The sequence below is a fragment of the Mesorhizobium sp. WSM4310 genome (assembly GCF_007003935.1).
Taxonomy (GTDB): domain Bacteria; phylum Pseudomonadota; class Alphaproteobacteria; order Rhizobiales; family Rhizobiaceae; genus Mesorhizobium.
On sequence record NZ_VFTA01000014.1, the window covers coordinates 77,037 to 100,731 of the forward strand.

At 63.9% G+C, this 23,695-nt stretch carries 29 protein-coding genes and 1 other RNA gene; 19 read left to right on the forward strand and 11 right to left on the reverse strand.

The features are described 5' to 3' along the window. The first annotated feature begins 130 nt into the window (after positions 1 to 130). The 3 genes from FJV80_RS16945 (at position 131) to FJV80_RS16955 (ending at position 2,853) form a co-directional block, all read left to right on the forward strand. Positions 131 to 1,036 (forward strand): DMT family transporter, encoded by a 906-nt coding sequence (locus FJV80_RS16945; RefSeq protein WP_095793495.1) that lies wholly within the window; start codon positions 131 to 133, stop codon positions 1,034 to 1,036. Positions 1,037 to 1,163: 127 nt separating this feature from the next. Continuing rightward, complete coding sequence (locus FJV80_RS16950; RefSeq protein ID WP_095789903.1) at positions 1,164 to 1,811, forward strand: thiamine phosphate synthase; 648 nt, start codon at positions 1,164 to 1,166, stop codon at positions 1,809 to 1,811. 1 nt (position 1,812) lies between these two features. Beyond that, on the forward strand, positions 1,813 to 2,853 hold the full coding sequence (locus FJV80_RS16955) for a tetratricopeptide repeat protein (protein WP_095789904.1): 1,041 nt from the start codon (positions 1,813 to 1,815) through the stop codon (positions 2,851 to 2,853). Between the two features lie 14 nt (positions 2,854 to 2,867). Here FJV80_RS16955 and FJV80_RS16960 read toward each other — a convergent pair whose 3' ends face one another. Further along, positions 2,868 to 3,884, reverse strand: a complete 1,017-nt coding sequence (locus FJV80_RS16960) for an NAD(P)-dependent alcohol dehydrogenase (RefSeq protein WP_142876989.1) — start codon at positions 3,882 to 3,884, stop codon at positions 2,868 to 2,870. A gap of 106 nt (positions 3,885 to 3,990) precedes the next feature. On the opposite strand from FJV80_RS16960, the gene FJV80_RS16965 reads away from it, so the two are divergent. From FJV80_RS16965 to FJV80_RS16995, 7 genes are all read left to right on the forward strand, one after another. Further along, positions 3,991 to 4,848 (forward strand): LysR family transcriptional regulator, encoded by an 858-nt coding sequence (locus tag FJV80_RS16965; RefSeq protein WP_095772041.1) that lies wholly within the window; start codon positions 3,991 to 3,993, stop codon positions 4,846 to 4,848. Between the two features lie 116 nt (positions 4,849 to 4,964). Further along, positions 4,965 to 5,531 (forward strand): elongation factor P, encoded by a 567-nt coding sequence (efp, locus tag FJV80_RS16970; RefSeq protein WP_032932086.1) that lies wholly within the window; start codon positions 4,965 to 4,967, stop codon positions 5,529 to 5,531. Between the two features lie 24 nt (positions 5,532 to 5,555). Next, complete coding sequence (locus FJV80_RS16975) at positions 5,556 to 6,356, forward strand: inositol monophosphatase family protein (RefSeq protein ID WP_095772040.1); 801 nt, start codon at positions 5,556 to 5,558, stop codon at positions 6,354 to 6,356. Positions 6,357 to 6,457: 101 nt separating this feature from the next. Further along, positions 6,458 to 7,144 carry a hemolysin III family protein gene (locus FJV80_RS16980; protein WP_095772039.1) on the forward strand — a complete coding sequence of 229 codons (687 nt, stop codon included), beginning with the start codon at positions 6,458 to 6,460 and terminating at the stop codon, positions 7,142 to 7,144. Positions 7,145 to 7,247: 103 nt separating this feature from the next. After that, positions 7,248 to 8,273 carry a MotA/TolQ/ExbB proton channel family protein gene (locus FJV80_RS16985; protein ID WP_142876990.1) on the forward strand — a complete coding sequence of 342 codons (1,026 nt, stop codon included), beginning with the start codon at positions 7,248 to 7,250 and terminating at the stop codon, positions 8,271 to 8,273. A gap of 1 nt (position 8,274) precedes the next feature. Next, entirely contained in the window at positions 8,275 to 9,303 is a 1,029-nt protein-coding gene (locus FJV80_RS16990; RefSeq protein WP_095772037.1) for a peptidoglycan -binding protein, read from the forward strand. A gap of 248 nt (positions 9,304 to 9,551) precedes the next feature. Continuing rightward, positions 9,552 to 9,977: a hypothetical protein gene (locus tag FJV80_RS16995; protein ID WP_095772036.1), complete on the forward strand. Its 426-nt coding sequence runs from the start codon at positions 9,552 to 9,554 to the stop codon at positions 9,975 to 9,977. A 92-nt stretch (positions 9,978 to 10,069) separates the two neighbouring features. Here the strand turns inward: FJV80_RS16995 and FJV80_RS17000 are convergent, their stop codons facing one another. After that, positions 10,070 to 10,423, reverse strand: coding sequence for a DUF1304 domain-containing protein (locus FJV80_RS17000; protein WP_095772035.1), 354 nt, complete (start codon positions 10,421 to 10,423; stop codon positions 10,070 to 10,072). Between the two features lie 141 nt (positions 10,424 to 10,564). Here FJV80_RS17000 and FJV80_RS17005 point away from each other — a divergent pair, with 141 nt between their 5' ends. Beyond that, entirely contained in the window at positions 10,565 to 12,046 is a 1,482-nt protein-coding gene (locus FJV80_RS17005; RefSeq protein WP_142876991.1) for a carboxypeptidase M32, read from the forward strand. 36 nt (positions 12,047 to 12,082) lie between these two features. On the opposite strand, the gene FJV80_RS17010 is transcribed toward FJV80_RS17005, so the two are convergent. Continuing rightward, positions 12,083 to 13,885 carry an ABC transporter transmembrane domain-containing protein gene (locus FJV80_RS17010; RefSeq protein ID WP_095772033.1) on the reverse strand — a complete coding sequence of 601 codons (1,803 nt, stop codon included), beginning with the start codon at positions 13,883 to 13,885 and terminating at the stop codon, positions 12,083 to 12,085. Between the two features lie 203 nt (positions 13,886 to 14,088). On the opposite strand from FJV80_RS17010, the gene rpmE reads away from it, so the two are divergent. Beyond that, positions 14,089 to 14,310, forward strand: coding sequence for a 50S ribosomal protein L31 (gene rpmE, locus FJV80_RS17015; protein ID WP_010912060.1), 222 nt, complete (start codon positions 14,089 to 14,091; stop codon positions 14,308 to 14,310). A gap of 232 nt (positions 14,311 to 14,542) precedes the next feature. On the opposite strand, the gene FJV80_RS17020 is transcribed toward rpmE, so the two are convergent. Next, entirely contained in the window at positions 14,543 to 15,172 is a 630-nt protein-coding gene (locus FJV80_RS17020) for a TetR/AcrR family transcriptional regulator (RefSeq protein WP_095789912.1), read from the reverse strand. Between the two features lie 125 nt (positions 15,173 to 15,297). On the opposite strand from FJV80_RS17020, the gene FJV80_RS17025 reads away from it, so the two are divergent. Both FJV80_RS17025 and FJV80_RS17030 read left to right on the forward strand, forming a co-directional pair. After that, entirely contained in the window at positions 15,298 to 16,125 is an 828-nt protein-coding gene (locus tag FJV80_RS17025; protein ID WP_142876992.1) for an NAD(P)H-binding protein, read from the forward strand. A gap of 1 nt (position 16,126) precedes the next feature. Further along, a complete protein-coding gene (locus FJV80_RS17030) occupies positions 16,127 to 16,603 on the forward strand; it encodes a DUF1772 domain-containing protein (RefSeq protein WP_095772030.1) in 477 nt (158 codons plus the stop codon). Positions 16,604 to 16,636: 33 nt separating this feature from the next. On the opposite strand, the gene FJV80_RS17035 is transcribed toward FJV80_RS17030, so the two are convergent. The 3 genes from FJV80_RS17035 to FJV80_RS17045 form a co-directional block, all read right to left on the reverse strand. After that, complete coding sequence (locus FJV80_RS17035) at positions 16,637 to 16,948, reverse strand: SelT/SelW/SelH family protein (protein ID WP_142876993.1); 312 nt, start codon at positions 16,946 to 16,948, stop codon at positions 16,637 to 16,639. Continuing rightward, positions 16,948 to 17,697, reverse strand: a complete 750-nt coding sequence (locus tag FJV80_RS17040; protein WP_095772028.1) for a YebC/PmpR family DNA-binding transcriptional regulator — start codon at positions 17,695 to 17,697, stop codon at positions 16,948 to 16,950. The genes FJV80_RS17035 and FJV80_RS17040 overlap by 1 nt, the downstream gene beginning before the upstream one ends. Positions 17,698 to 17,910: 213 nt before the next feature. After that, entirely contained in the window at positions 17,911 to 18,234 is a 324-nt protein-coding gene (locus FJV80_RS17045) for a helix-turn-helix domain-containing protein (RefSeq protein WP_142876994.1), read from the reverse strand. Positions 18,235 to 18,285: 51 nt separating this feature from the next. On the opposite strand from FJV80_RS17045, the gene FJV80_RS17050 reads away from it, so the two are divergent. The 4 genes from FJV80_RS17050 to FJV80_RS17065 are packed head-to-tail and all read left to right on the forward strand — an operon-like array spanning position 18,286 to position 20,080. Beyond that, positions 18,286 to 18,768, forward strand: a complete 483-nt coding sequence (locus tag FJV80_RS17050; RefSeq protein ID WP_095772027.1) for an SRPBCC domain-containing protein — start codon at positions 18,286 to 18,288, stop codon at positions 18,766 to 18,768. 21 nt (positions 18,769 to 18,789) lie between these two features. Continuing rightward, complete coding sequence (locus FJV80_RS17055; protein WP_095772026.1) at positions 18,790 to 19,182, forward strand: VOC family protein; 393 nt, start codon at positions 18,790 to 18,792, stop codon at positions 19,180 to 19,182. 41 nt (positions 19,183 to 19,223) lie between these two features. Continuing rightward, a complete protein-coding gene (locus FJV80_RS17060; RefSeq protein WP_095789915.1) occupies positions 19,224 to 19,586 on the forward strand; it encodes a hypothetical protein in 363 nt (120 codons plus the stop codon). Positions 19,587 to 19,612: 26 nt separating this feature from the next. Continuing rightward, entirely contained in the window at positions 19,613 to 20,080 is a 468-nt protein-coding gene (locus FJV80_RS17065; protein ID WP_142876995.1) for an SRPBCC family protein, read from the forward strand. Positions 20,081 to 20,099: 19 nt separating this feature from the next. Here the strand turns inward: FJV80_RS17065 and FJV80_RS17070 are convergent, their stop codons facing one another. The 4 genes from FJV80_RS17070 to ssrS all read right to left on the reverse strand — a co-directional run bounded on the left by FJV80_RS17070 (position 20,100) and on the right by ssrS (position 22,680). Further along, the gene (locus FJV80_RS17070; RefSeq protein WP_095772024.1) at positions 20,100 to 20,867 is read right to left on the reverse strand and encodes a TerC family protein; all 768 of its coding nucleotides are present in this window, start codon (positions 20,865 to 20,867) and stop codon (positions 20,100 to 20,102) included. A 78-nt stretch (positions 20,868 to 20,945) separates the two neighbouring features. Then, on the reverse strand, positions 20,946 to 21,770 hold the full coding sequence (locus FJV80_RS17075) for a YmdB family metallophosphoesterase (RefSeq protein WP_095772023.1): 825 nt from the start codon (positions 21,768 to 21,770) through the stop codon (positions 20,946 to 20,948). A 70-nt stretch (positions 21,771 to 21,840) separates the two neighbouring features. After that, positions 21,841 to 22,428 (reverse strand): 5-formyltetrahydrofolate cyclo-ligase, encoded by a 588-nt coding sequence (locus tag FJV80_RS17080; RefSeq protein WP_142876996.1) that lies wholly within the window; start codon positions 22,426 to 22,428, stop codon positions 21,841 to 21,843. Between the two features lie 96 nt (positions 22,429 to 22,524). After that, positions 22,525 to 22,680, reverse strand: a non-coding RNA gene (ssrS, locus tag FJV80_RS17085) — 6S RNA. A gap of 136 nt (positions 22,681 to 22,816) precedes the next feature. Here ssrS and FJV80_RS17090 point away from each other — a divergent pair. Further along, positions 22,817 to 23,656 carry a MoxR family ATPase gene (locus FJV80_RS17090; RefSeq protein ID WP_142876997.1) on the forward strand — a complete coding sequence of 280 codons (840 nt, stop codon included), beginning with the start codon at positions 22,817 to 22,819 and terminating at the stop codon, positions 23,654 to 23,656. The last annotated feature ends 39 nt before the right edge of the window (positions 23,657 to 23,695 follow it).

Genomic DNA, 23,695 nt, shown 5'->3' on the forward strand with positions numbered 1-23,695 from the left:
AGATTTCTCACAAATTCGCGGAAGTAGCCTAATATAATTAGGTCATACAATCATACAACCTTTCCAATCAGGTGGAAAGCGCCCATCTCGCATGAGATTATGCCGCGTCAAAATGGGCTCGGAGATTATCATGAACGATATGGTACGTGGCACGGTCGAAATGTCGGCCGCAATGGCGATCCTCGGGACGATCGGATGGTTCGTCGTCATGTCCGGCCAGCCGATCATGGACGTGGTGTTCTGGCGCTGCGCGTTCGGCGCGGTGACGCTGCTGATCATCTGCGCTTGCCTGGGATTATTGCGCGGCAGGCTGTCGCTGCGCGTCATCGGCCTCGCCGCGCTTGGCGGCGCGGCCATCGTCATCAACTGGCTGCTCCTGTTCAGCGCCTTCTCCCGCGCGTCGATCTCGATCGCCACCGCCGTCTACAACACCCAGCCCTTCATGCTGGTCGGCTTCGGCGCGCTCTTCTTCGCCGAACGGCTGACGCTGACCAAGCTGACATGGCTGGCAATAGCCTTTGCCGGCATGGTGTTGATCGTCGAGGCCGCCCCTGACGCCGGCGATGTCGGCACCAACTATTTTGCCGGCATCCTCATGGCGCTGGCCGCGGCCTTTTTCTGGGCCGTCGCGGCCATCGTCACCAAGAAGCTCAAGGGCACGCCGCCGCATCTGATCGCGCTGATCCAGGTCTGCGTCGGCGTCGTCATGCTGGCGCCCTTCGCCAATCTCTCGCGTCTTCCCGCCGACCCGTGGAGCTGGGCCATGCTGGCGACGCTCGGCATCGTCCACACCGGCCTGATGTACATATTGATGTACGGCGCCATCCAGAAGCTGCCGACGCATCTGCAGGGATCGCTGTCGTTCATCTATCCGGTCGTCGCCATCCTGGTCGATGTCGTGGCTTTCGGCCATCGGCTGCATCTCAGCCAGGTCGCCGGCGCCGCCGCCATCCTGGTGGCTGCCGCCGGCATGAACCTCGGCTGGTCCTTGTGGAAATCGAAACCGGTCACCGCGAGCCCTGAGCCGGTCAAGTAGGGCAGGCGCCGCCCGGCGGCCAGGAAACGCGATCCCGACTGCCCGCCTGTTCAAAGCGGGCAGTTTGCTCTATGCCGCAATGCAACCATCTTCGCCCGGCATAGGCGAAACCCGGGATCGAAGAACCATGAACGACGCCACACCCCCAAATCGTTGCCGCATCGTGCTGATCGCGCCGCCCGGCGTGCCGGCCGCCCGTATCGCCGCCGCATTCGACGGCGGCGACGTCGCTTCGCTGATCCTGCCCGAAAACGGCATGGACGAGGCCTCCTTCCAGGCCTTTGCCGAACAGATCGTGCCGACGGCGCAGGCGGCGGGCGTGGCCGTGATCATCGCCGGCGACACCCGCATCGCCGGCCGTGTCCAGGCCGACGGCATCCATGTCGAGGCGTCCAAGGCCGAACTGGCCGAAACGATCGAACATTTCCAGGCGAAGATGATGGTCGGCACCGGCGGCGCCAAGAAGCGCGACGACGCGCTCGAGCTTGGCGAGGTCAGGCCCGACTACATCTTCTTCGGCCGCTTCGGCTACGACAACAAGCCGGAGCCGCATCCGCGCAACCTGTCGCTGGGCGAGTGGTGGGCGCAGATGATCCAGATCCCCTGCATCGTCATGGCCGGATCCGATCTGGCTTCCGTAGAGGACGTGGCCGCCACCGGCGCCGAGTTCGTCGCGCTGTCGAGCGCGGTGTTCGCCGACGGCGTCGATCCGAAAACCGCCGTGGCCCGTGCCAACGCGTTGCTCGACGAAACCGCGCCGCGCTTCGAGGACTGATGTGACTTCGGTAAGGCTTCCCCTTCAGGCCTTGCTTGCAGCGGTCATGATCCAGGCCGCCGCCGCCGAACCCATACCCCAGCCACAGCCCAAGCCTGAAACCGGCCTGCACACGGACAAGCCGATCGAAAAGCAGCTGCCGCAGCCCGCCACCACGGCGGAGCCGGCACCGCTGCCCTCAGTTGACAGCATCAATCCCGACCGCTTCGGCGCCAAGCCGGCGGATGCGGCCTATGGCGCCTTCCAGCGCGGGCTCTACAAAACGGCCTATAACCTGGCGCTGACCCGCGCCCAGAATGGCGACCCGGCGGCGCAGACATTGGTGGCCGAGATCCTGTCGCGCGGGCTCGGCGTGCCGCTGAATGCGGCGGAAGCCTCGAAATGGTATGCGCTTGCCGCCGAACAGGGTGTGCCCGAGGCGCAGTTCCAGTATGCGCTGATGCTGCTCGACGGCCGTTACGTCAAGAAGGACCCGAAAGAGGCCTACGCCCTGATGCAGGCTGCCGCCGAAGCCGGCAACCAGCTGGCGCAGTTCAATTTCGCGCAGATGCTGGTTCAGCAGGATCCCGGCGATGCGGGTCTGGCCAAGGCGGTTTCCTATTATGAGCGCGCCGCCGCGACCGGCCTCGCCGACGCGCAATACGCCATGTCCCAGATCTATGCCAACGGCGTCGGCGGCAAGCCGCGCGACGACGCGCAGGCAAGACGCTTCCTCGCCCAGGCCGCGCGGCAGAACTACGACACCGCGCAGATCGATCTCGCCGCCTGGATGATCGAGGGCCGCGGCGGTGTCCGCGACCTGAAATCGGCTTTCGGCTGGACGAAGCAGGCAGCCGAGGGCGGCAACGTCGCCGCGCGGAACCGGCTGGCAAAACTCTACATGCAAGGCATCGGTACCGACCCGGACCTGGTGCTCGCCGGCGCCTGGTACATCGCCGCCCGCCGCGCCGGTCTGATCGACCCCGACATGGACGATTTCCTGCAAGGGCTGAGCGACGACCAGACCAAACAGGCCCTGCAGAAGGCGAATCGTTTGCCGTGACGGCGGTTGGTGGATCATTGCGTGTGATCGAGGACGACCTTGCCGAAGGGCGAGCCGTGTTCGAGGTACCGGAAGGCTGCCGCCGCGTCCTTCCAGGCAAATACCTTCTCGATCACGGGTCTTATCCGGTTGACTGTCAGGCCTCGGTTCATTGCCTCGAAGGATTCGCGTGAGCCCACGGGTATGCCGCGCGCCTTGACCTGGCGGCGGAAGATGTCGAGGGGATTGATGGACCCTTCGTTGCCGCCGAGATAGCCGATGACGTTGATCTGGGCGCCACGCGCCGAAGCCTTCAGCGACTGGGTGAAGCTTTGCGGCCCGCCGACCTCGATAATATGGTCCGCGCCGCCGCCTCCGGTCAGCGCCAGCACGGCTGACGACCAATCGGGATTGTCGCGATAGTTGATGCCGTCATGCGCGCCAAGCGCCTTTGCCCGCGTGAGCTTGTCGTCGCTGCTTGACGTGACGATGACCCGTGCGCCGGCTGCCGCGGCGAACTGCACGGCAAACAACGAGACGCCGCCAGTGCCCAGGCTCAGCACCGTCTCGCCCGGTTTCAACCGGCCTTCGGTGAACAACGCGTGCCAGGCAGTGACCGCGGCGCAAGGCAATGTCGCCGCCTCGACATCACTTAGATGTGGCGGCGCCAGCACGGCCGCCTGTTCGTCCAGCCGCGCGAACTCGCTGAGCAAACCGTCGATGGGGCCGCCACGCTGATAGGACGGCTCGGCCATGGCAAAACTGCCGCCGACCCAGCGCTGCCAGAACGTGCTGCAAACGCGGTCGCCGACCTTGAAACGGGTCACTTCGGCGCCAACCGCGACCACTTCGCCCACACCGTCCGAAAGCGGTATCAGCGGCAGCGCAAAGGCGGTGTGGTAGCTGCCACGGGCGATCTCCACATCGCGGTAGTTGAGCGCTGTTGCCTTGACCTTGATGATCATCTCCTGGCGGCCCGGTTCTGGCATCGGCCGCTCGACCAGTCTGAGATTGTCGATGCCGCCGGGGGCCTGCAACTCGATTGCCTTCATTGTCTTCCCTTTCCTTTTGAAAGTCCGTCGAAAGGAAAATCGCTTGCCGGCACCTTGATTTCAAATTCATAATAATCAAAATGATTATGCATTTGAGGACCAAAGGATGCTGGAAGAATTGCGCACGCTTGTCCTCTTTGCCGAGGAAGGCTCGATCCAGAATGTGGCCCGCCGCCTGCCTTTGACGCAGCCGGCCGTCACCCGGCAGATGCAGCGGCTGGAGGATATGCTCGCGACAACGCTTCTCGATCGCCGGCAGAAGCCGCCGCGGCTGACCGCGGCGGGATTGGAGGTGCTGGCGCGGGCAAAGGACATACTGGCTTCGGTCGAAGCTCTGAAAGCGTTCGCCGCCGACGCCGAGCCGCAGGGCGTGCTGCGTGTCGGCCTGGCGCATGGCTTGTCCGATGCAAGCGTTGCGGGCGCTGTCGCCGGCGCCGCCGCTGCGTTTCCAAAGATATCGTTGCGGCTCAAGACCGGTTGGAGCGCTGAGCTGGTCGAGCAGTTCGAACGCGGTCAACTCGATATGGCGATCGTTCTGCGACCTGCCGGTCATCAAGGCCCGGACGCGCTTGGCACCGAACGTCTTTGCATCATAGCGCAAGCCGGCGCCCATCTCGCGGACGCTCGGACCAGCATGCCCTGGGTTCTCAGCCCCGAGCCTTGCGACGCGCGTCAGACGCTCCTCTCCAGTTTGGGCGGTGAACGGCATCCGCTCATTGTGGCGGCGGAAATTCAGGATCCGGCGATGCAGATGGAATGGGTCCGTCGGGGACACGGCCTCGGCCTCATGCCGTTGCGGCTCGCGACGCGTGGACTTCCCGACGGCCTCGCGCTTGTCGATCTCGAAGGTGTCGACCTTTCATTGCAGGTCGTGGCATTGCGCTCGCCACATCTCAACCGGCTGGCGAAGGTCGTTGAGGCCATTGCAAAGACCGTCGGCGAAGCCATCAAGATCGAGGCTTGATACCGACTGACCGGTTGGGGCCGATCCGGCGTCCCTTGCCTCTCCGGACGATTTGTGGTCTTGGGAGCCCCTAAATCGCTAGTCCCGGCGAAAATCTCATTCCGGATCACCCCATCATGGCCAAGATCAATGGCAACGAAATCCGTCCCGGCTACGTCATCGAGCATGATGGCGGCCTGTGGGTGGCGGTCAGGACCAACACCGTCAAGCCCGGCAAGGGCGGCGCCTACAACCAGGTCGAACTGAAGAACCTCATCAACGGCACCAAGCTCAACGAGCGCTTCCGCTCGGCCGAGACGGTCGAACAGATCCGCCTCGACCTGAAGGATTTTTCCTTTCTCTACGAGCAGGACGACGCGCTGGTGTTCATGGACACCCAAAGCTACGAACAGCTCGAACTGAACAAGGATTTCGTCGGCGACCGCGCCGCGTTCCTGCAGGACGGCATGATGGTGACTGTCCAGCTCTATGAGGAGAGGCCGATCGGCATTTCGCTGCCCGATCAGGTGACCCTGACCATCACCGAGGCCGACCCGGTGGTGAAGGGCCAGACGGCTGCATCCTCCTACAAGCCGGCGGTGCTGGAGAACGGCATTCGCGTGCTGGTGCCGCCCTTCATCGGCGCCGGCGAACGCATCATCGTCGACACCAACGAAATCACTTACGTGCGCCGCGCCGACTGACGCGCTGCAGCAGGAAGACATACGATGGCACGCTCAGCCCTTCTCAACGTCATGGTCCAGGCCGCAATGAAGGCCGGCCGCTCGCTGTCGCGCGACTTCGGCGAGGTCCAGAACCTGCAGGTCTCGTTGAAGGGACCCGGCGACTATGTCAGCCAGGCCGACCGCAAGGCCGAGGACATCATCTTTGCCGAATTGTCGAAGGCGCGTCCGGGCTACGGTTTCCTGATGGAAGAGCGCGGTGCGGTGGAAGGCCAAGACAGCCAGCACCGCTGGATCGTCGATCCACTCGACGGCACCACCAATTTCCTGCACGGCATTCCGCTTTTCGCCGTGTCGATCGCGTTGGAGCGCCAGGGCCAGATCGTAGCCGGCGTCATCTACAACCCGGCCATGGACGAGCTCTACACGACCGAGCGCGGTGGCGGCGCATTCATGAACGACCGCCGGCTGCGCGTGGCCGGCCGCACGAAGCTGGTTGACACGGTGATCGGCTGCGGCATGCCGCATCTGGGACGCGGCCACCACGGCAATTTCCTCGTGGAATTGCGCAACGTCATGGCCGAGGTCTCGGGCGTGCGCCGTCTCGGTTCCGCCGCGCTCGATCTCGCTTATGTCGCTGCCGGCCGCATGGACGGTTTCTGGGAAACCGGCCTGTCGGCCTGGGACATCGCCGCCGGCCTGCTCCTGATCCGCGAAGCCGGCGGTTTCGTCTCGGACATGGATGGCGGGCAGGACATGCTGGACAACGGCTCCGTCGTTGCCGGCAACGAGGTCATCCAGCGTGCGCTGCTGAAGACGGTGAAAAAGCCCCTGGCACCCCGCTGAAGCCCTCCCGCCGCGCTGAACGGCCGCGGTCGCAAAACCGTCACCTGAGCTTGAAATACTGTCCGGCGGTTGCCCAGATATGGGGTGATGCAGGACGATCGATGACCAACATCCCGCCGCAAATCGAAATCCCCTTTGTCGGGCGCTGGCACTACTCCCGCGCGGAGATGATCGCCGACGGCATTGTCCATGCTGTCGGCATCGTGCTGGCGATCGCGGCCGGCTCGGCGTTGCTGGCGCTGGCGGCGTTTCGCGTCGGACCTGGCGAGTACATCGCCGCCGCCTTCTATGTCGTTTCGCTGCTAACCGTCCTCTCGGTGTCGCTGGCCTACAATCTGTGGCCGGTGACGTCGCCGGCCAAATGGGTTCTGCGGCGCTTCGATCACGCCGCGATCTATCTTCTCATCGCCGCCACCTACACGCCTTTTCTGGCCCAGCTCGACGCGTCGCCGCTGGCCCGCTGGATGATCGTGCTGGTCTGGATCGCGGCGGCGACGGGCATCGCCATCAAGGTGGGCTTTCCCGGCCGTTTTGACCGGCTGGCGATCGTCTTCTATCTCGCCATCGGCTGGAGCGGCATCGTCCTGGTCAAGCCGCTTGTCGCGACGCTGCCGACGACGTCGATCGTGCTCATCGTTGCCGGTGGCGTCGTCTATTCCTGCGGCGTCATCTTCTTCGCCTGGAAGGGTCTGCGCTTTCACAACGCCTTGTGGCACGGCTTCGTCGTCACCGGCGCAGGCCTGCATCTGGCGGCCATGGTCGACTGTCTGGTGATAAACCGTTTCTGATCCGCTCGTGGCAATATTGCCAAGCGCCATTCAATTTGGTCACAATTGCGTTTAGAGTCGCGAACGACGTGATCGGCGGCAGCGGCAGCGAAACGGGGCACGGATGGCTTTTCTCAGATCCTTCGGCATGGGCAAGCGCTCCGACGTACTGATTTACGATCCGCATAAACTGTCGAGTCCGCAGGTGTTCCTGCTGACCATGGTCATCTTCCTGGCCATCGTCGCCTTCATTGCCGCTATCCTGACGCGACAGATCTCGACGGCTTTCGTCACCAATCCCGGGCTCAACGGTCTTATCATCGGCGTGCTGGCGGTCGGCATCCTGCTTGCCTTCGCCCAGGTCGGGCGGCTGTTTCGCGAAGTGCGCTGGCTCAACTCCTTCCGCGCCGGTTCGGAGACCACCGAGCCGGTGCTGCTGGCGCCGATGAAAGCCATGATCGGCCGCTCCTCGACCATGGCATTCTCGACCTCCTCGATGCGCACCATGCTCGATTCCATCGCCACGCGCCTCGACGAAAGCCGCGACACCTCGCGCTACCTGGTCGGCCTCCTGGTGTTCCTCGGCCTGCTCGGCACCTTCTGGGGCCTGCTGAACACGATAGGCTCGATTCGCGAAACCATCGAAGCGCTCGATCCCGGCAGCGGCGACGCCGCCGCCGTGCTGGATTCGCTGAAGCAAGGGCTTGCAGCGCCTCTGGCCGGCATGGGCACGGCCTTCTCGTCCTCGCTGTTCGGCCTGTCCGGCTCGCTCGTGCTCGGCTTCCTCGACCTGCAGGCAGGCCGCGCCCAGACGCGCTTCTACACCGAGCTTGAGAACTGGCTGTCCTCGGTCACCGATCTCTCCTCCGACATCGTCGTCTCCGATCAGGCCAAGAGCGAACCATCCGACGAAATCCGTCTGCTGTCGGAGCGCCTGCGCAGCATGCAGGAGAATGGCGGCGGCTCCAATCCGCGCGTCGCCACCGCCATGGCCAATCTCGCCGACGGCATTTCCGGCCTGGTCAAGAACATGCGTTCGGAACAGCAGATCATGCGTGACTGGGTCGAGGCCCAGTCCGACGAGCAGAAGGCGATGCGCAACACGCTGGAGAAGATCGCCGACGCGCTGAAGAAGCAAGGGGTCCACTGACGTGGCGCTAGCAAGACGGCGCGCCGACCGCCGCATCGACTACTGGCCGGGCTTCGTCGACGCGCTGTCGACGCTGCTGCTCGCCATCATGTTCCTGCTCACCGTCTTCGTGCTGGCCCAGTTCCTGCTCGGCCGCGAGATTTCCGGCAAGGACACGGTGCTCAACCGCCTCAACTCGCAGATCAACGAACTGACGCAGCTTCTGGCGCTGGAGCGCTCGACAGCGCAGGATAAGGAGGACTCGCTCGCCAATCTGCAGGCGTCGCTGTCGGCGGCCGAGGCCGAGAAGAGCCGGCTCGAACAGTTGCTGGCGCAAGGCGCCGGCGCCGGCGACCAGGCCAACCAGCGCGCCGCGGCGCTTTCGGGCGAACTCGACAGCCAGCGCCAGATCAGCCAGCAGGCGCTGAGCCAGGTCGAGATCCTCAACCAGCAGATCGCCGCGCTGCGCAAGCAGATCGGCGCGCTTGAAGACGCCCTCAACGTGTCCGAAGCCCGCGACCGCGATTCCAACACCAAGATCGCCGATCTCGGTCGCCGGCTGAACGTCGCCCTGGCGCAGCGCGTGCAGGAATTGAACCGCTACCGCTCCGACTTCTTCGGACGCCTGCGCGAGATCCTCGCCGACCGCGAGAATATCCGCATCGTCGGCGACCGCTTCGTCTTCCAGTCGGAAGTGTTGTTCCCGACCGGCTCCGAGGTGATCAACGATGCCGGCAAGGTCGAGATGAAGAAGCTCGCCGACGCCATCATCGAGTTGCAGAAGGAAATCCCGCCGGAGATCAACTGGGTGCTGCGCGTCGACGGCCATACCGACAACAAGCCACTCTCCGGCACCGGCCGCTACCGCGACAATTGGGAATTGTCGACGGCGCGTTCGACCTCGGTGGTCAAGTTCCTGATCGAGAACGGCGTGCCGGCCAACCGTCTGGTCGCCGCCGGCTTCGGTGAGTTCCAGCCGCTCGACCCCGCCGACACCGACGAAGCGCGCAACAAGAACCGCCGCATTGAACTGAAGCTCACCGAACGTTGATTTCTCATCACGCGAACTCACGCGAATTTGTTCGCCGGCTCAACTCTAGGGCGCAGAGTGTAGCCGGCAAGGCCTGAAAAGATTATCTTTTTTTAATTACACTTCGCGCCGGAGCGCTCCTAGCTTGCCGCTCAGGGCCGAGAACCGCCGGCGATGCCTCCCATCGCGACGCGACGGAACTGGACGACCCAAACGGTCGGAAGGCGAGGCGGCGCGACCGCCCCCTTCCCAGCAGGAGGAAGCGCCCCATGCGCACATCAGCACCTCTCAAGACGGCAACGCTTGCCACGGTTCTCATTGTCGCCCCGCTCGCCGGCGCCTATGCCGCAGGCCATCACAAGGGCGCTCTCGAGGCGACGGACCCGACAGACATGACCGGCCCGCGTGTCGAGGCTCTCTTCGAGCAGGTTCAGGGCATCCGCCACGGCATAGTCGACGCCAGGCGGGCCAACAACATCACCCCGGCGGTGGCGGAGCGCCTGGAAATGCGCACCGCCCGCATCAGGCAGGCGGCCGAAAAGATAGCCGCGTCCGATCACGGCAGGATACCGGCAGCGCAATACCATGACCTGCTGCGCCGCCTCGACAATGTGGACCAGCGGCTGCGGGTCGATACCGGCAGCGGTTTCCTGATGGGTGACGGCGCCGACGGCGGAGCCTATCCGAACGGCTGAGGCCTCCGGCAAGGTCCAAGAGGAAGGGACCACCTGGCGCCTTCGGGACCCCAATCCCGCGGGCGTCCTTTTTCCTCACCAGCCCGGCCTGCCTACCAACCGAGCCAGACCGCGATCAGGGCGACCACCGCCGGCACGGTCTGGATGAACAGGATCTTGCGGCCGGCCGTTGCCGCGCCGTAAAGGCCGGCAATGGCCACGCACAACAGGAAGAAGACCTTGACCTGAAAACCGGCGGCGCCGAGATACAGCCCCCAGATCAGGCCTGCGGCGAGAAATCCGTTGTAGAGGCCCTGATTGGCGGCGAGCACCTTCGACGCCCTGGCGAATTCCGGCGTCAGGCGGAATGTCTTGTGCCCGCGCGGCGTGTCCCACAGCACCATCTCGAGATAGACGATGTAGACATGGATCAAGGCCACCAGCCCGACCAGGATGTTGCCGATCATTTGCTCCCCCTTCATGCGTTGCCGGCAGCATTTCATGTGTGGCATCGCCTGCGCAAGATGCATCCGCCGGAGCGCATCCGAGGGTTGCCAACGCTTTTGCGTTGGTATCTTTTCGCGCCGTCCTCAATCACGGAAGCCGCCATGTCCTTTCAGAAACTCGACGACCTCGGCCACAAGCTCGAAGCGCTTGAGCATGCGCTGGCCATCCTCGGCGCTGACGAAGCCACGCATATGGCCGTCGGCGGCGGCGAGAAGCGCGCCGAGGCGATGGCGGCACTGGCCGGCATGTACCACACCAGGGCGACCGCCCCGGAAATCGCCGATTGGATCGCCACCGCCGAAGGCGAGGCGCTCGACGACCAGCAGCGTGCGGCGCTCGGCGAACTGCGGCGGCAATACACCAACCTGACCTGCCTGCCGGTCGAATTCGTCGAACGCCAGACGACGGCGCGCATGCGTTGCGAGCAGCTGTGGCGCGACCTGCGCGCCAAGAACGATTGGGCGGGTTTCCAGCCGGCGCTCGAGGGCGTGGTGGCGCTGGTGCGCGAAGAGGCGGCCCTGCGTTCCGACGTGCTCGGCCTCGCCCCTTACGATGCGCTGATGGAGCAATTCGATCCCGGCAACCGTACCGCCGACATCACCCCCGTCTTCGCCGACCTGAAAGCCTTCCTCAAGGGATTCGTGCCGGAGGCGCTGGCGATCCAGGAGGCGCGGCTGCGCAAGCTGAAGCCGCTCTCAGGCACCTACGCGATCGACAAGCAGCGCGAGCTTGGCCTTGCCATGATGGCGGCCGTCGGTTTCGACCTGACGCACGGCTCGCTGTCGGTATCGCACCATCCCTTCTGCGGCGGCGTGCCCAGCGACGTGCGCATCACCACCCGTTACAAGACATCGGATTTCCTGTCGGCGCTGATGGGCGTGCTGCACGAGACCGGCCATGCGCTCTATGAACAGAACCTGCCGAAGGTATGGTCGCACTGGCCGCTCGGCAAGGCGCGCGGCATGGCCGTGCATGAAAGCCAGAGCCTGTTCGTCGAAAAGCAGATCGGCCGCAATCCCGCCTTCTGGCGCTGGGCGCTGCCGGTGGTGGAAAAGCATCTCGGCGAGGCCTGGTCGCTCGACGATCTCCTGCCGCATGTGCATCGCGTCGAGCGCGGCCTGATCCGCGTCGATGCCGACGAGGTGACCTATCCCCTGCATGTCATCCTGCGCTACGAGCTGGAGCAGGAGCTGGTCTCGGGCAGGCTGGAGGTTGCCGATTTGCCCGAAGCCTGGGACGCCAAGATGCGCGACTATCTCGGCCTCTCCACGTTGGACAATCCGGCCGACGGGCCGATGCAGGACGTGCACTGGCCGGGTGCCGCCTTCGGCTACTTCCCGTCCTACACGCTGGGCGCGATGATGGCGGCGCAGCAATGGGCCGCGCTGACGCGCGAACATCCTTCCGCAGATGACGACCTGGCGAAAGGGAATTTCACGGATATCAATGACTGGCGCCGCAAGAAGATATGGTCGCAGGGCTCGCGCTGGTCGACGCCGGACCTGCTCGAACGCGCCACCGGCGAAAAGCTCAACGCCGTGTATTTCGTCGATCACCTGCGCAAACGGTATGGAACCGCGTGAAGCCATCGAGGGAACCGACAGGGCAGAAGCGCCTGTCTACTCCGCCGCCCCTCTGAAGGCGCTGGCGCCGGTCTCGAACTGCAGCTTGGCAAGCCTGGCATAGATGCCGCCCTTGGCGACCAGGCTCTGATGCGTGCCTTCCTCGACGATGCGGCCGCCATCCATGACCAGGATCCTGTCGGCCTTCAGCACCGTTGCCAGCCGGTGGGCGATGACGATGGTGGTGCGGCCTTGCATCAGCCGCTCCAGCGCCGTCTGCACCAGTGTCTCGCTTTCGGCATCCAGCGCCGAGGTGGCTTCGTCGAGCAGCAGGATCGGCGCGTCGCGCAGGATGGCGCGGGCGATCGCCACGCGCTGGCGCTGGCCGCCGGACAGCGTCACGCCGCGTTCGCCGACCTGGCTGTCATAGCCGTTCTCGAGCTTGAGGATGAATTCGTCGGCCAGCGCGTCCTTCGCCGCCGCCTCGATCTCGGCATTGCCTGCGCCCGGCCGGCCGAAGCCGATATTGTCGCGCGCGCTCGCCGCGAAGATGGTGACGTCCTGCGGCACGATGGCTATGCGTTCGCGCACCGAAGCCGGATCGGCTTCGCGCACATCGACGCCATCGATCATGATCTTGCCGGTTTCGGGATCGTAGAAGCGCAGGATCAACGAAAAGACCGTGCTCTTGCCCGCCCCCGAAGGGCCGACGATGGCCACTGTCTCGCCGGGCATGACATGGAAACTCAGGCCGTGGACGGCGGCCCGGTCGGGCCGCGCCGGATAGGAGAAGGAGACGTCGTCGAAGACGATCGCGCCCTTGGCGACCGCCGGCAGCGGCTTCGGCTCGGCCGGCGCCTGGATCGCCGGCTTTTCGGCCAGGATCTCGGTCAGCCGCTCGGCCGCGCCCGCTGCCTGGGCAAGTTCGCCCCAGACCTCCGACAGCGCGCCGAGCGCGCCTGCGGCGAACACCGAATAGAGCAGGAACTGGCCAAGCGTGCCCGGCGACAGCGTGCCTTCGAGCACGTCGCGCGATCCGAACCACAGCACCGCCACGACGGAGGAAAAGATCATGAAGATGGCGAAGAAGGTGAGGAAGGAGCGAGCGAAGATCGAGGCGCGCGCCGCCTCGAAGGCGGCCTCCACGGCGGACGAAAAGCGACCGGTGACCAGTCTTTCGTTGGTGAAAGCCTGCAGCGTCCGCACCGCGCCGATCTGCTCGCTGGCATAGGCGGTCGCATTGGCCAGCGTGTCTTGCGCCAGCCGCGACTTGCGACGCACCGAGCGCCCAAAGGCGACCAGCGGCAAGACGATGACGGGGATGGCCGCGATGACCAGGCCGGACAGTTTCGGGCTGGTGAAGACCATCATTGCCACGGCGCCGAGGCCGAGGATGACGTTGCGCAGCGCAACCGAGGCGGTCGCCCCCACGGCCGACTTGACCTGCGTCGTATCGGCCGCGAGCCGCGATACGATCTCTCCCGACTGCGACGTATCGAAGAAGGATGGCGAGAGGGTCGTCACATGGCTGAACACGTCATTGCGGATGTCGGTAACAACACGTTCGCCGAGCGTGATGACGAAATAGTAGCGGCAGGCCGACGCCGCCGCCAGCACGGCGGCCATCACCACCAGCATGCCGAAATATTCGGCGATGAAGCGGGAATCCGATGCCGAAAAGCCGTGGTCGATCATGCGCCGCACCGCCAGCGGCAGGGCCAGTGTCGTCGCCGCCGCGACCGTCAGCGAGATCACGGCGCCGATGACCAGTTTCCGGTAGCGGCCAAGATAGGGGAACAGGCGCCTGAGCGGCTTGAGCGAGCGCCGACGCTCGTCCGCATCGCCACTGATGTCCGCCATGACCGTTTTCCTCTGGCCCTTTTCGTGCGCGCCATCAATATGCGTTTGACGCGGCCTTGTGATTCAATTTCGGCTGATGTATAGGCTCGCCGACCGTTTTAGAAGCCGTGGCTCCTCAATAGCTACGGCTTCGAGTTTTAAAAAGAGGCGCATCGACGCAGGCTCATGCCCGTCAGCCGCGCCGGCAAGCCAGGAACCGAACCATGAAGAGCGCTATTCATCCCGACTACCACACCATCAAGGTCGTCATGACCGACGGCACCGAATACACGACCCGTTCGACCTGGGGCAAGGAAGGCGATACGATGAACCTCGATATCGACCCGACCACCCACCCGGCCTGGACCGGCGGCCAGCAGACCCTGCTCGACCGCGGCGGCCGCCTCTCCAAGTTCAAGAAGCGTTTCGAAGGTTTCGGCCTCTAAGCCCATTTCGGCATTGTCGCAGATCAAAAACCCGCCCTTGTGGCGGGTTTGCGATGAGATGACGCGCCTCGAGCTGGCGCCCACCCCTACCTCCCCCTTGTGGGAGGTCGGACCGAAGGTCCGGGTGGGGGTCTGGCGCCGGCCCCACCCTGCTGCTTCGCAGCGACTTGTCGGGGCGAGCCACGGGGCTTGCCCTTCCTTCGACCCCACGCGGGGGAGGATGGGAGGCATTCTACCCGTCCACCAACTCCCGCAGCGCCATGCGCTTGTAGGCGGCGACCAGCCTGTCGCCTTCCTGCCGCTCGACCGAGATGGCCAGCCGTACCGCGGCCTCGCCCATTTGCCAGACGAGAAGCGCCGTGGTTTCCAGGGCGAGTGGGTCGGCGCCGGGCCGCAAGCGCTTCAGCACCGCGACCAGGAACTCCGCATTGGCCCGGCTGTCGGCGAGTTCGAGCTGGCGCAGCGCCTTGTCGGCCTGCGTGCCCGACCAGATGTCGCGCATCACCGGCTCGGCCAGGAACAGCCCGTAGTAGATATCGACCAGCTCCGAGAAAGCCTGCCGCAGGCCTTCGGCGTCGCTGACATCCCTGAGCGCCGCCGAGATACAGGCCTGGCTTTCGGCCGTGTAGCGCTCGGCCAGTGCCCAGATGATCGCCCGCTTGTCGGGGAAGAACTGGTAGAGCGAGCCGATCGACACCCCTGCCCGTTCCGCGACCTCGCCCATGCGCATGGCGTCGCTGCCTTGCTCGGTGATCAGCGCCGAGGCCGCGGCCAGCATGCGCTCCACCCGCTCGCGGCTGCGCTGCTGGCTTGGCGCCCGCCGCGGCGAAGCGATCTGCTCGTTGGCCGGCGTGCGTTCCATCGACTGTCTCCAATAATGCACTCGGCACAATCGCCGAGAAAATGGCTTGACTGACAAAATACGAGGGTTTATCACGTTTTGCAAATGTGAGGATTACTCATATTTTCAAACGGAGGAAAACCACCATGACCGACACCAAACCAATTCTGATCCTCGGCGGCACCGGCAAGACCGGCCGCCGTCTTGCCGAGCGGCTGACGGCGCGCGGCATTCCGGTACGCATCGGCTCTCGTTCCGGCACGCCGCGCTTCGACTGGGAGGCGCCCGCAAGCTGGGCTCCGGCACTCAAGGACGTCAGCGCGGTCTATATCAGCTACTATCCCGACATCGCCGTGCCGGGCGCCGCCGAGGTGATCGATGCCTTCACCCGCCTTGCCGTGGCGCATGGCGTTCGACGTCTGGTGCTGTTGTCGGGCCGCGGCGAGCACGAGGCGCAGCGCGCCGAAGAGATGCTGCAGGCTTCCGGGGCCGACTGGACGATCCTGCGCTGCGCATGGTTCTCGCAGAACTTCAGCGAAGGCTTTCTCGTCGAGCCGTTGCTGGCGGGCGAAGTTGCCCTGCCGGTCGGACCTGTCGGCGAACCCTTTGTCGATGTCGACGACATCGCTGACGCCGCCGAAGTGGTGCTGACCGGGCCCGGTCATGTCGGCCAGCTCTATGAGCTGACGGGGCCGCGGCTGTTGAGCTTCGCCGACGCGGTCGCCGAAATTGCCAAGGCAGCCGGACGTGACATCCGCTTTGTCAGAATTTCGCATGACGAGTTCACGGCCGCTATCGCGTCGCATGAACTGCCACCCGAAATCGTCTGGCTGCTCGATGAGCTGTTCACCCAAGTGCTCGACGGCCGCAACGAGATGCTCACTGACGGCGTCCAGCGCGTGCTCGGCCGTGCACCGAAAGACTTTTCCGCCTACGCAACCGAAACCGCCGCTAGCCGAATCTGGAGTAACTGAGATGAGCAAGCTTGTTCCCACCCTCACCATCATCGCCGCAATCGGCTCGGGCGTCGTCGGCGGCGTCTTCTTCGCCTTTTCCAACTTCGTCATGGCAGCCCTTGCCCGGCTGCCCGTCCCGCAAGGCATCGCCGCGATGAATTCGATCAACGTCACGGTGATCACCCCAAGCTTCATGACCGCTCTTTTCGGCACCGGCCTCATCTGCCTCGTGCTGATTGCCGCCGTTCTTCTGGGCTGGAGCCAATCAGGCTCATACTGGCTGCTTGCCGGCGCCGTGATCTATTTCATCGGCAATCCGATCGTGACCATGGTCTTCAACGTGCCGCTCAACGACGCACTCGCCGCCGTCGATCCTGCGAGCGCCAACGGCGCCGCCGTATGGGCGAACCATCTGAGCCAGTGGGTAATGTGGAACCACGTCCGCACCGTCACCGCCATCGTGGCGATGGCCTGCTTCATCATGGCTTTGATCTGAAGACAGCAGCCCGCGAATGCAAAAGACCCCGCCTCAGGCGGGGTCTGTCTTCTTGTGCGTTTTGCGGTCGGCATGGCCCAGGTCGCGGTCCGGATCGATCACGTCGCGGGCCAGCTGCTTGAGTTTTGCCGCGTCCGGAAAGCCGCCGTCGCGCTTGCGGTCCCAGATGAGCACGTCGTTGCAGGAAATGGTGAAGACGCCGCCGGTGCCGGGCACAAGCGTCACTTCGCCAAGGTCGGTGCCGAAGGTGGAGAGCAGCTCCTGCGCCATCCAGCCGGCGCGCAGCAGCCACTGGCACTGCGTGCAATAGGTGATGCGGATGGCGGGCAGCGGCGTCTCGCTCATCACGCCGCGCTGAGCTTGGCCAAGGTCTCGTCGTCGACTTCGAAGTTGGCGTACACGCTTTGCACGTCATCGTCGTCCTCGAGCGTGGCGACCAGCTTCATCAGCGACTGTGCCCGCTCCTCGTCGACCGGAACATTGTTCTGCGGCCGCCAGATCAGCTTCACCGATTCCGCTTCGCCGAGCGAGGCTTCCAGTGCCTTCGATACCTCGCCGAGATTCTCGAAGGCGCAATAGATCGTGTGGCCTTCCTCGTCGGTTTCGACGTCGTCGGCGCCGGCTTCGATCGCCGCTTCCATGACCTTGTCGGCACTGCCGGCCGATGCCGGATAATAGATCTCACCGACACGGTCCCACATGAAGGACACCGAGCCGGTTTCGCCCATCGCGCCGCCGGCCTTGGTGAAGGCGGCGCGCACATTCGACGCCGAGCGGTTGCGGTTGTCGGTCAACGCCTCGACGATGACGGCGACGCCACCTGGGCCATAGCCCTCATAGCGCACGGCCTCGTAGTTTTCGGCATCGCCCATCGACGCCTTGTTGATGGCGCGCTGGATGTTGTCCTTCGGCATCGACACTGCCTTGGCGTTCTGGATCGCCAGCCGCAGGCGTGGATTCATCGATGGGTCGGGCGTGCCGCTCTTGGCGGCCACGGTGATTTCGCGCGCCAGCTTGGAAAACATTTTCGACCGCACCGCGTCCTGACGGCCCTTGCGGTGCATGATGTTCTTGAACTGTGAATGGCCAGCCATGGCACCCCTGTCGTGTTCGGCTAGAGCGTTCTGCAGCGAGATGCATTACATCGCCTGTTGCAAAATGCTCGAATTCAAAATTTCAGAACGTCCTTGATGCGTCCGGAGGACGTACGGCGCTCTTTGTCGGAATGGCCGGCTTATAGATAAATCGGCTCAATTCGTCCAGCCGCACCGCGCGCGTGGCGTAACCGGACAGGCTGCTGCAAACGCTTACGCCTCCAGATCGGACTTCAGCCGGTCGATGACGCTGAGCGCATGGCCGGCATACTGGCTGATCCAGCGATCGTGGATCTGCTTGATCGGCAGTGCGTTGAGATGGTTCCAGCGCTCGCGTCCATCGCGGCGCGCAACGATCAGCTTCGCCTCCTCCAGCACCTTCAGGTGCAGCATGACGGTGCAGCGGTCGATATCGGGAAAGGCATCGCACAGCATGCCGGTGGTCTTCGGCTCGTCCTTCAGCCGATCGAGCATTTCGCGCCGGCGCGGGTGCGCCAGCGCCTTGAAAACATTGTCATCTTGCGATCGGCTTGACATGTTATGTTTATATAACATATTGTTGAACCTTTCAAGGATGGAGCTGTGGATATGTCTCTTGGATTCCGCGTTTCCGGCCGCATCGGCAAACCGGCCGCCGAAGTTTTCGACGCCGTCGTCAACCCCAAGAAGCTCAGCGGCTATTTCACCACCATCGGCGGCGCCAGCGCACCGCTGCAAACCGGCACGAGCGTCGTCTGGTGGGGCAAGGTGCCGGTCGAGGTCGACGAGGTGGTCAAGGACAGCCGTATCGTGCTGCGCTGGGACGCCACCGACGCCGACGGCAAGCCGGCCTACAAGACGCGCATCGAGATGAATTTCGAACCGCTGGACGATGGCGGCACCCTCGTCACCATCGCCGAAAGCGGTTGGCAGGAAGGCGCGGTCGGCCTGAAGAAATCCTACCTCAACTGCGAGGGCTGGTCGCAGATGCTGGCCTGCATGAAGGCCTATGTCGAATACGGCATCAATCTGCGCGACGGCTATTACCGCAGCGAGATGAAGGGCGAGCCCGCCAACGAAACCAATGTTTGAGCAGGGAAACGGAGGCCAGCGATGACGATAGTAACGCCGTTCCTGATGTTCGAGGGCAAGGCCGAGGAGGCGATGGCCCTCTATTGCGACACCATTCCCGGCAGCAGCATCCTCGACATCACGCGCTATGGTGCCGGTGAGGATGGCCCTGAAGGGACGCTGAAGCTGGCGCGCGCTTCCATCGCCGGCCGGGACGTCATGGTCTTCAACAGCCCCGTACACCACGCCTTCGGCTTCACGCCGTCGGTCTCGTTCTACGTCGACTGTTCCTCCTTGGAGGAACTGGACCGCATTGTCGACGCACTGGCGAAGGAGGGCGGATTCCTGATGCCACCCGACAATTATGGTTTCAGCCGCCGCTTCGCCTGGTTGAACGACAGGTTTGGTGTCTCATGGCAGGTCAACCTGGCCTGACCGAACATGGCCGACCCAAGCGCAGCGCAATGGAGACAGCAATGACGACGAAAATCACCGGCGGCATCAACATAGCCATGAAGGTGCCACCGCATCAGTATGAGGCGACGATTGCCTTCTACCGCGACATCGTCGGCCTGAAGCCGTTCACCGCCAAGGCGCCGGCGGTCGGCTTCGAGCTCGGACCCAACCGCCTGTGGATCGACGAGGCGCCGATGTTGAGCCAGGCCGAGGTCTGGCTGGAACTGTTCACCGAAGATTTTTTCACCGCTGCCGCACACTTCGCCGAGGCCGGCATCGTGCGTTGCGATGCCATCGAGCCCTTGGGCGAAGGCTTTCGCGGCGGCTGGATCACCAACCCGGCCAGCATCGTTCACATGCTGCGCGAGCCCGACGCCTGGTGAGCGCCACGACCAGAAAGGAGACCGCCATGGAGATCCGTGAAACCCCGACAGCCGAAGCCGGCATGCTGATCCGACGGCCCGTCACCGAGGTGTTCGAGGCCATCGTCGACCCGGCTATCACCACCAAATTCTGGTTCACCCATGGCAGCGGCCGGCTGGACAGCGGCAAGGAGGTCCGCTGGGAGTGGCGCATGTATGGCGTCTCGACGACCGCCAAGGTCAGCGAGATCGTCAGGAATGAAAGGATCGTCATGCAATGGAGCGATCCGCCGACAACGGTGGTCTGGACGTTCACCGAAATGCCTGGCGATGCGACCTTTCTCGAGGTCCGCAACTTCGGTTTCGCTGGGACGCCCGACGAACAGGTCAAGGAAGCGATCGGCTCGACCGGTGGCTTCACGCTGGTGCTGGCCGGCGCCAAGGCCTGGCTGGAACAGGGCCTGACGCTAGGCCTGATCGGCGACCGCCACCCGGAGGGTGCGCCGGGGCGTTAGATGCCCAGCACCCCGATACTCAATGCCCGTCGCCGGGCTTCGCTTTCCTGCGCCGCCGCGCCAGCATGTTCAGCCCCTCGACCAGGGCCGAGAAACCCATCGCCGCGTAGATGTAGCCCTTGGGCACATGGTAACCCATGCCGTCGGCGATCAGCGTCATGCCGATCATCAACAGGAAGCCCAGGGCCAGCATGACGATGCTGGGGTTCTTGGCGATGAAGTTGGCCAGCGGACCCGCCGCCAGCATCATCACGCTGACAGCCACGATCACGGCGATGTACATGATGGCGATCTCGTCGGTCATGCCGACGGCGGTGATGATGGAATCGATCGAAAAGACGAGGTCGAGCAGCAGGATCTGGAAGATCGCGCCGGCAAGCGAGATCTTGAGCGTCTCACCCATCATCGTGTCCTTGTGGTCGTCGGGATCGACCGTGTGATGGATCTCCTTGGTCGCCTTCCACACCAGGAACAGGCCGCCGGCGATCAGGATCAGGTCGCGCCAGGAAAAGCCGTGGCCGAGGGCGGTGAAGACCGGCGTCGTCAGTTGGACGATGACCGAGATGGTGGCCAGCAGCACCAGCCGCATGACCAGCGCCGCCGAAATGCCGAGCCGGCGGGCACGGGCCCGCTGCGCTTCCGGCAGCTTGTTGGTCAGGATCGAGATGAAGATCAGATTGTCGATGCCGAGCACGATCTCGAGCACCACCAGCGTCAGCAAGGCGACCCATGCGGTTGGATCGGAAACGAATTGAAAATGCGGCGCAAGAAATTCGATAAGCTGCATGGAGGTCGTTGTCCCCTCTGTTAACGATCTGAAGCAGATGTCGTCGGCAGTTAGGTACCGCGCGCGCCTATATCAATGTCATGACCAGAAGGACGGAGTCGTTTCTTCCAGTCGCGGCCCGCGACGAAACGGCGCGATCCTCTCGGTCAGTCCGGTACGATCGGAAATATTGACACCGACCCCGCACAAGGTCGCCGGGCCGGTCGCCGCCTCGAAGCGCCCCTTCGGCACTTTCGACAGGAACCGGTTGAGCGGTTCCTCCTTGTCCATGCCGAGCGAGGAATCATAGTCGCCGCACATGCCGGCATCCGACAGATAGCCGGTGCCGCCATTGAGGATCTGGTGGTCGGCGGTCGGCTGGTGGGTGTGGGTGCCGACGACCAGGCTGGCGCGGCCGTCGACGAAATGCGCAAAGCACATCTTTTCCGAGGTCGCCTCGGCGTGGAAGTCGATCACCACCGCATCCGCCTGCTCGCCGAGCGGGCAGGCGGCAAGCTCGCGCTCGCCGGCCTGGAACGGATCGTCGAGCTCGGGATGCATGAACACCCGGCCCATGATGTTGGCGACCAGCACGCGCGCGCCACTTCTGGCGATGTAGACGCCGGAGCCGCGCCCGGGTGTGCCTTTGGGAAAATTCGACGGACGCAGGAAGCGTTCTTCGCGCGGCGCGAAGGCCAGCGCATCGCGCTGGTCCCAGACATGATTGCCGGTGGTGACGACATCGGCGCCGGCCGCGATCGTCTCGCGAAAGATCTCCTCGGTGATGCCGAAGCCGCCGGCGGCATTCTCGCCATTGACGATGACGAAATCGAGTTTGAAGTCCGAGATCAGGCCGGGCAGTTGTTCCCACACCGCCGTGCGTCCCGTTTTTCCGACCATGTCACCGAGGAAGAGAAGTCTCATATGATCCCGCACCGAAAGTCAGCGAAGCAAAAGCTGCATGACATCCGCGAAAAGATCATGCCTCCATTATCTACAATTTTGGCGTGAAGCGACGCAACCCGCTCTCGGTGAGTATTTCCGGGATGACCACGTCATGGTTCTCGTCCGGAACCTGCGCCACCTCCTGGCAATCGAAGGCGATGCCGATCAGCCGGGGCGAATGCCCCTTGTCGACGAGCTTGGCGATCGCGCGGTCGTAATAGCCGGCGCCATAGCCGATGCGGTGGCCGCGCGCGTCGAAGGCGGCAAGCGGTACCAGCATCACCTGGGGGTCAAGCACCTCGGCTTCTTCATGGGGTCCGATCGTGCCGAAGCCCATGTCGACCATCGGCGCGCCGCGCACCAGTTCGCGAAAGACGATCGTGGTCTTGTCGAGAATGGCGGGCAGGCAAAGCCTGGCGCCCTGTTCACGCAAGGCAAACATCAAGGGCCTGACGTCGACTTCCGAACGCATCGGCCAGAAGCCGGAGACGATTTGGCCGGGCTCGATGGCGAGATGATCGCGCGCCGTCTCGGCCATTTCGAGCGCCATTTCCACCCGCCAGAATTCGTCGAGCGCGTCGCGGCGTCCAAGCGCCTGGAGTCGCAGCTGTTTCTTCTGGTCTTTGAGAGATGTCATGCGCGGATGGTAGAAAAGGCCGGATCGGGATGGCGTTTTGGGAGCGACGTTTTCCACCGCATCATCCACCGCAATGCATGGATGCGCAACAAGAAGTGACGATCCACACAACCGGTGGAGAGAGCGATCCCGGGAACCTACAAAGTAGGTGGGCGCCGTGTGAGAAAACCCACGGGTCTTCCCAGGGACAGCTCCCTAAGGATCGTTAAGGCCCCGGGGAAAATGTTCTCCTGCCGGGAAGCACAGACCGTCCTCCCCAATATAGGCCGCTCATCGGTCAAGCGCCAGTGACGCAGCCGGTCTCGGCGGCTTTATTCGCCGCCGGCATCGCACCCTTGCACAGGCCGGGCGGCGTCCTTACGGTCGCGGGGTGAACCAAGGAGCAAAAATGCGTTTCGAAGGCACGGCGGCCTATGTCGCCGACAAGGATCTGATGGTGGCCGTCAACGCGGCGATCGCGCTGGAGCGCCCCCTGCTGGTCAAGGGCGAGCCCGGCACCGGCAAGACCGAGCTTGCCCGCCAGGTGGCGGCGGCACTTGGCCTCGATCTCATCGAATGGCACGTCAAATCGACGACGCGAGCCCAGCAAGGTCTTTACGAGTATGACGCGGTGTCGCGGCTACGCGACAGCCAGCTCGGCGATGCCAGGTTCAACGACATCAAGAACTACATCAAGCGCGGCAAGCTCTGGGAGGCGTTCGCTGCGGGCAAGAAGGTCGTGCTCCTCATCGACGAGATCGACAAGGCCGACATCGAGTTCCCCAACGACCTGCTGCAGGAACTCGATCGGATGGAGTTCTTCGTCTACGAGACCGGCGAGACCATCCGCGCTGCTATCAGACCGATCGTCATCATCACCTCCAACAATGAGAAGGAACTGCCGGACGCCTTCCTGCGCCGCTGCTTCTTCCACTACATCCGCTTTCCCGACGTCGACACCCTGCACAGGATCGTCGACGTCCACTATCCCGGCATCAAGCAGAATCTGGTGCGCGCGGCCCTCACCCAGTTCTACGAGATCCGCGAGGTACCGGGCCTGAAGAAAAAGCCATCGACGTCCGAGGCGCTCGACTGGATCCGACTGCTGGTCGCCGACGACATCGCGCCCGAGGATTTGCGCGCCGACCCGAAGAACGCATTGCCCAAGCTGCATGGCGCGCTGCTGAAGAACGAACAGGACCTGCATCTGTTCGAGCGGCTGGCTTTCATGGCCAGAAGGCGGCAATAGGGCCGCAGCAATAGCGCTTTCCCTTCCGTGGACCGTTGC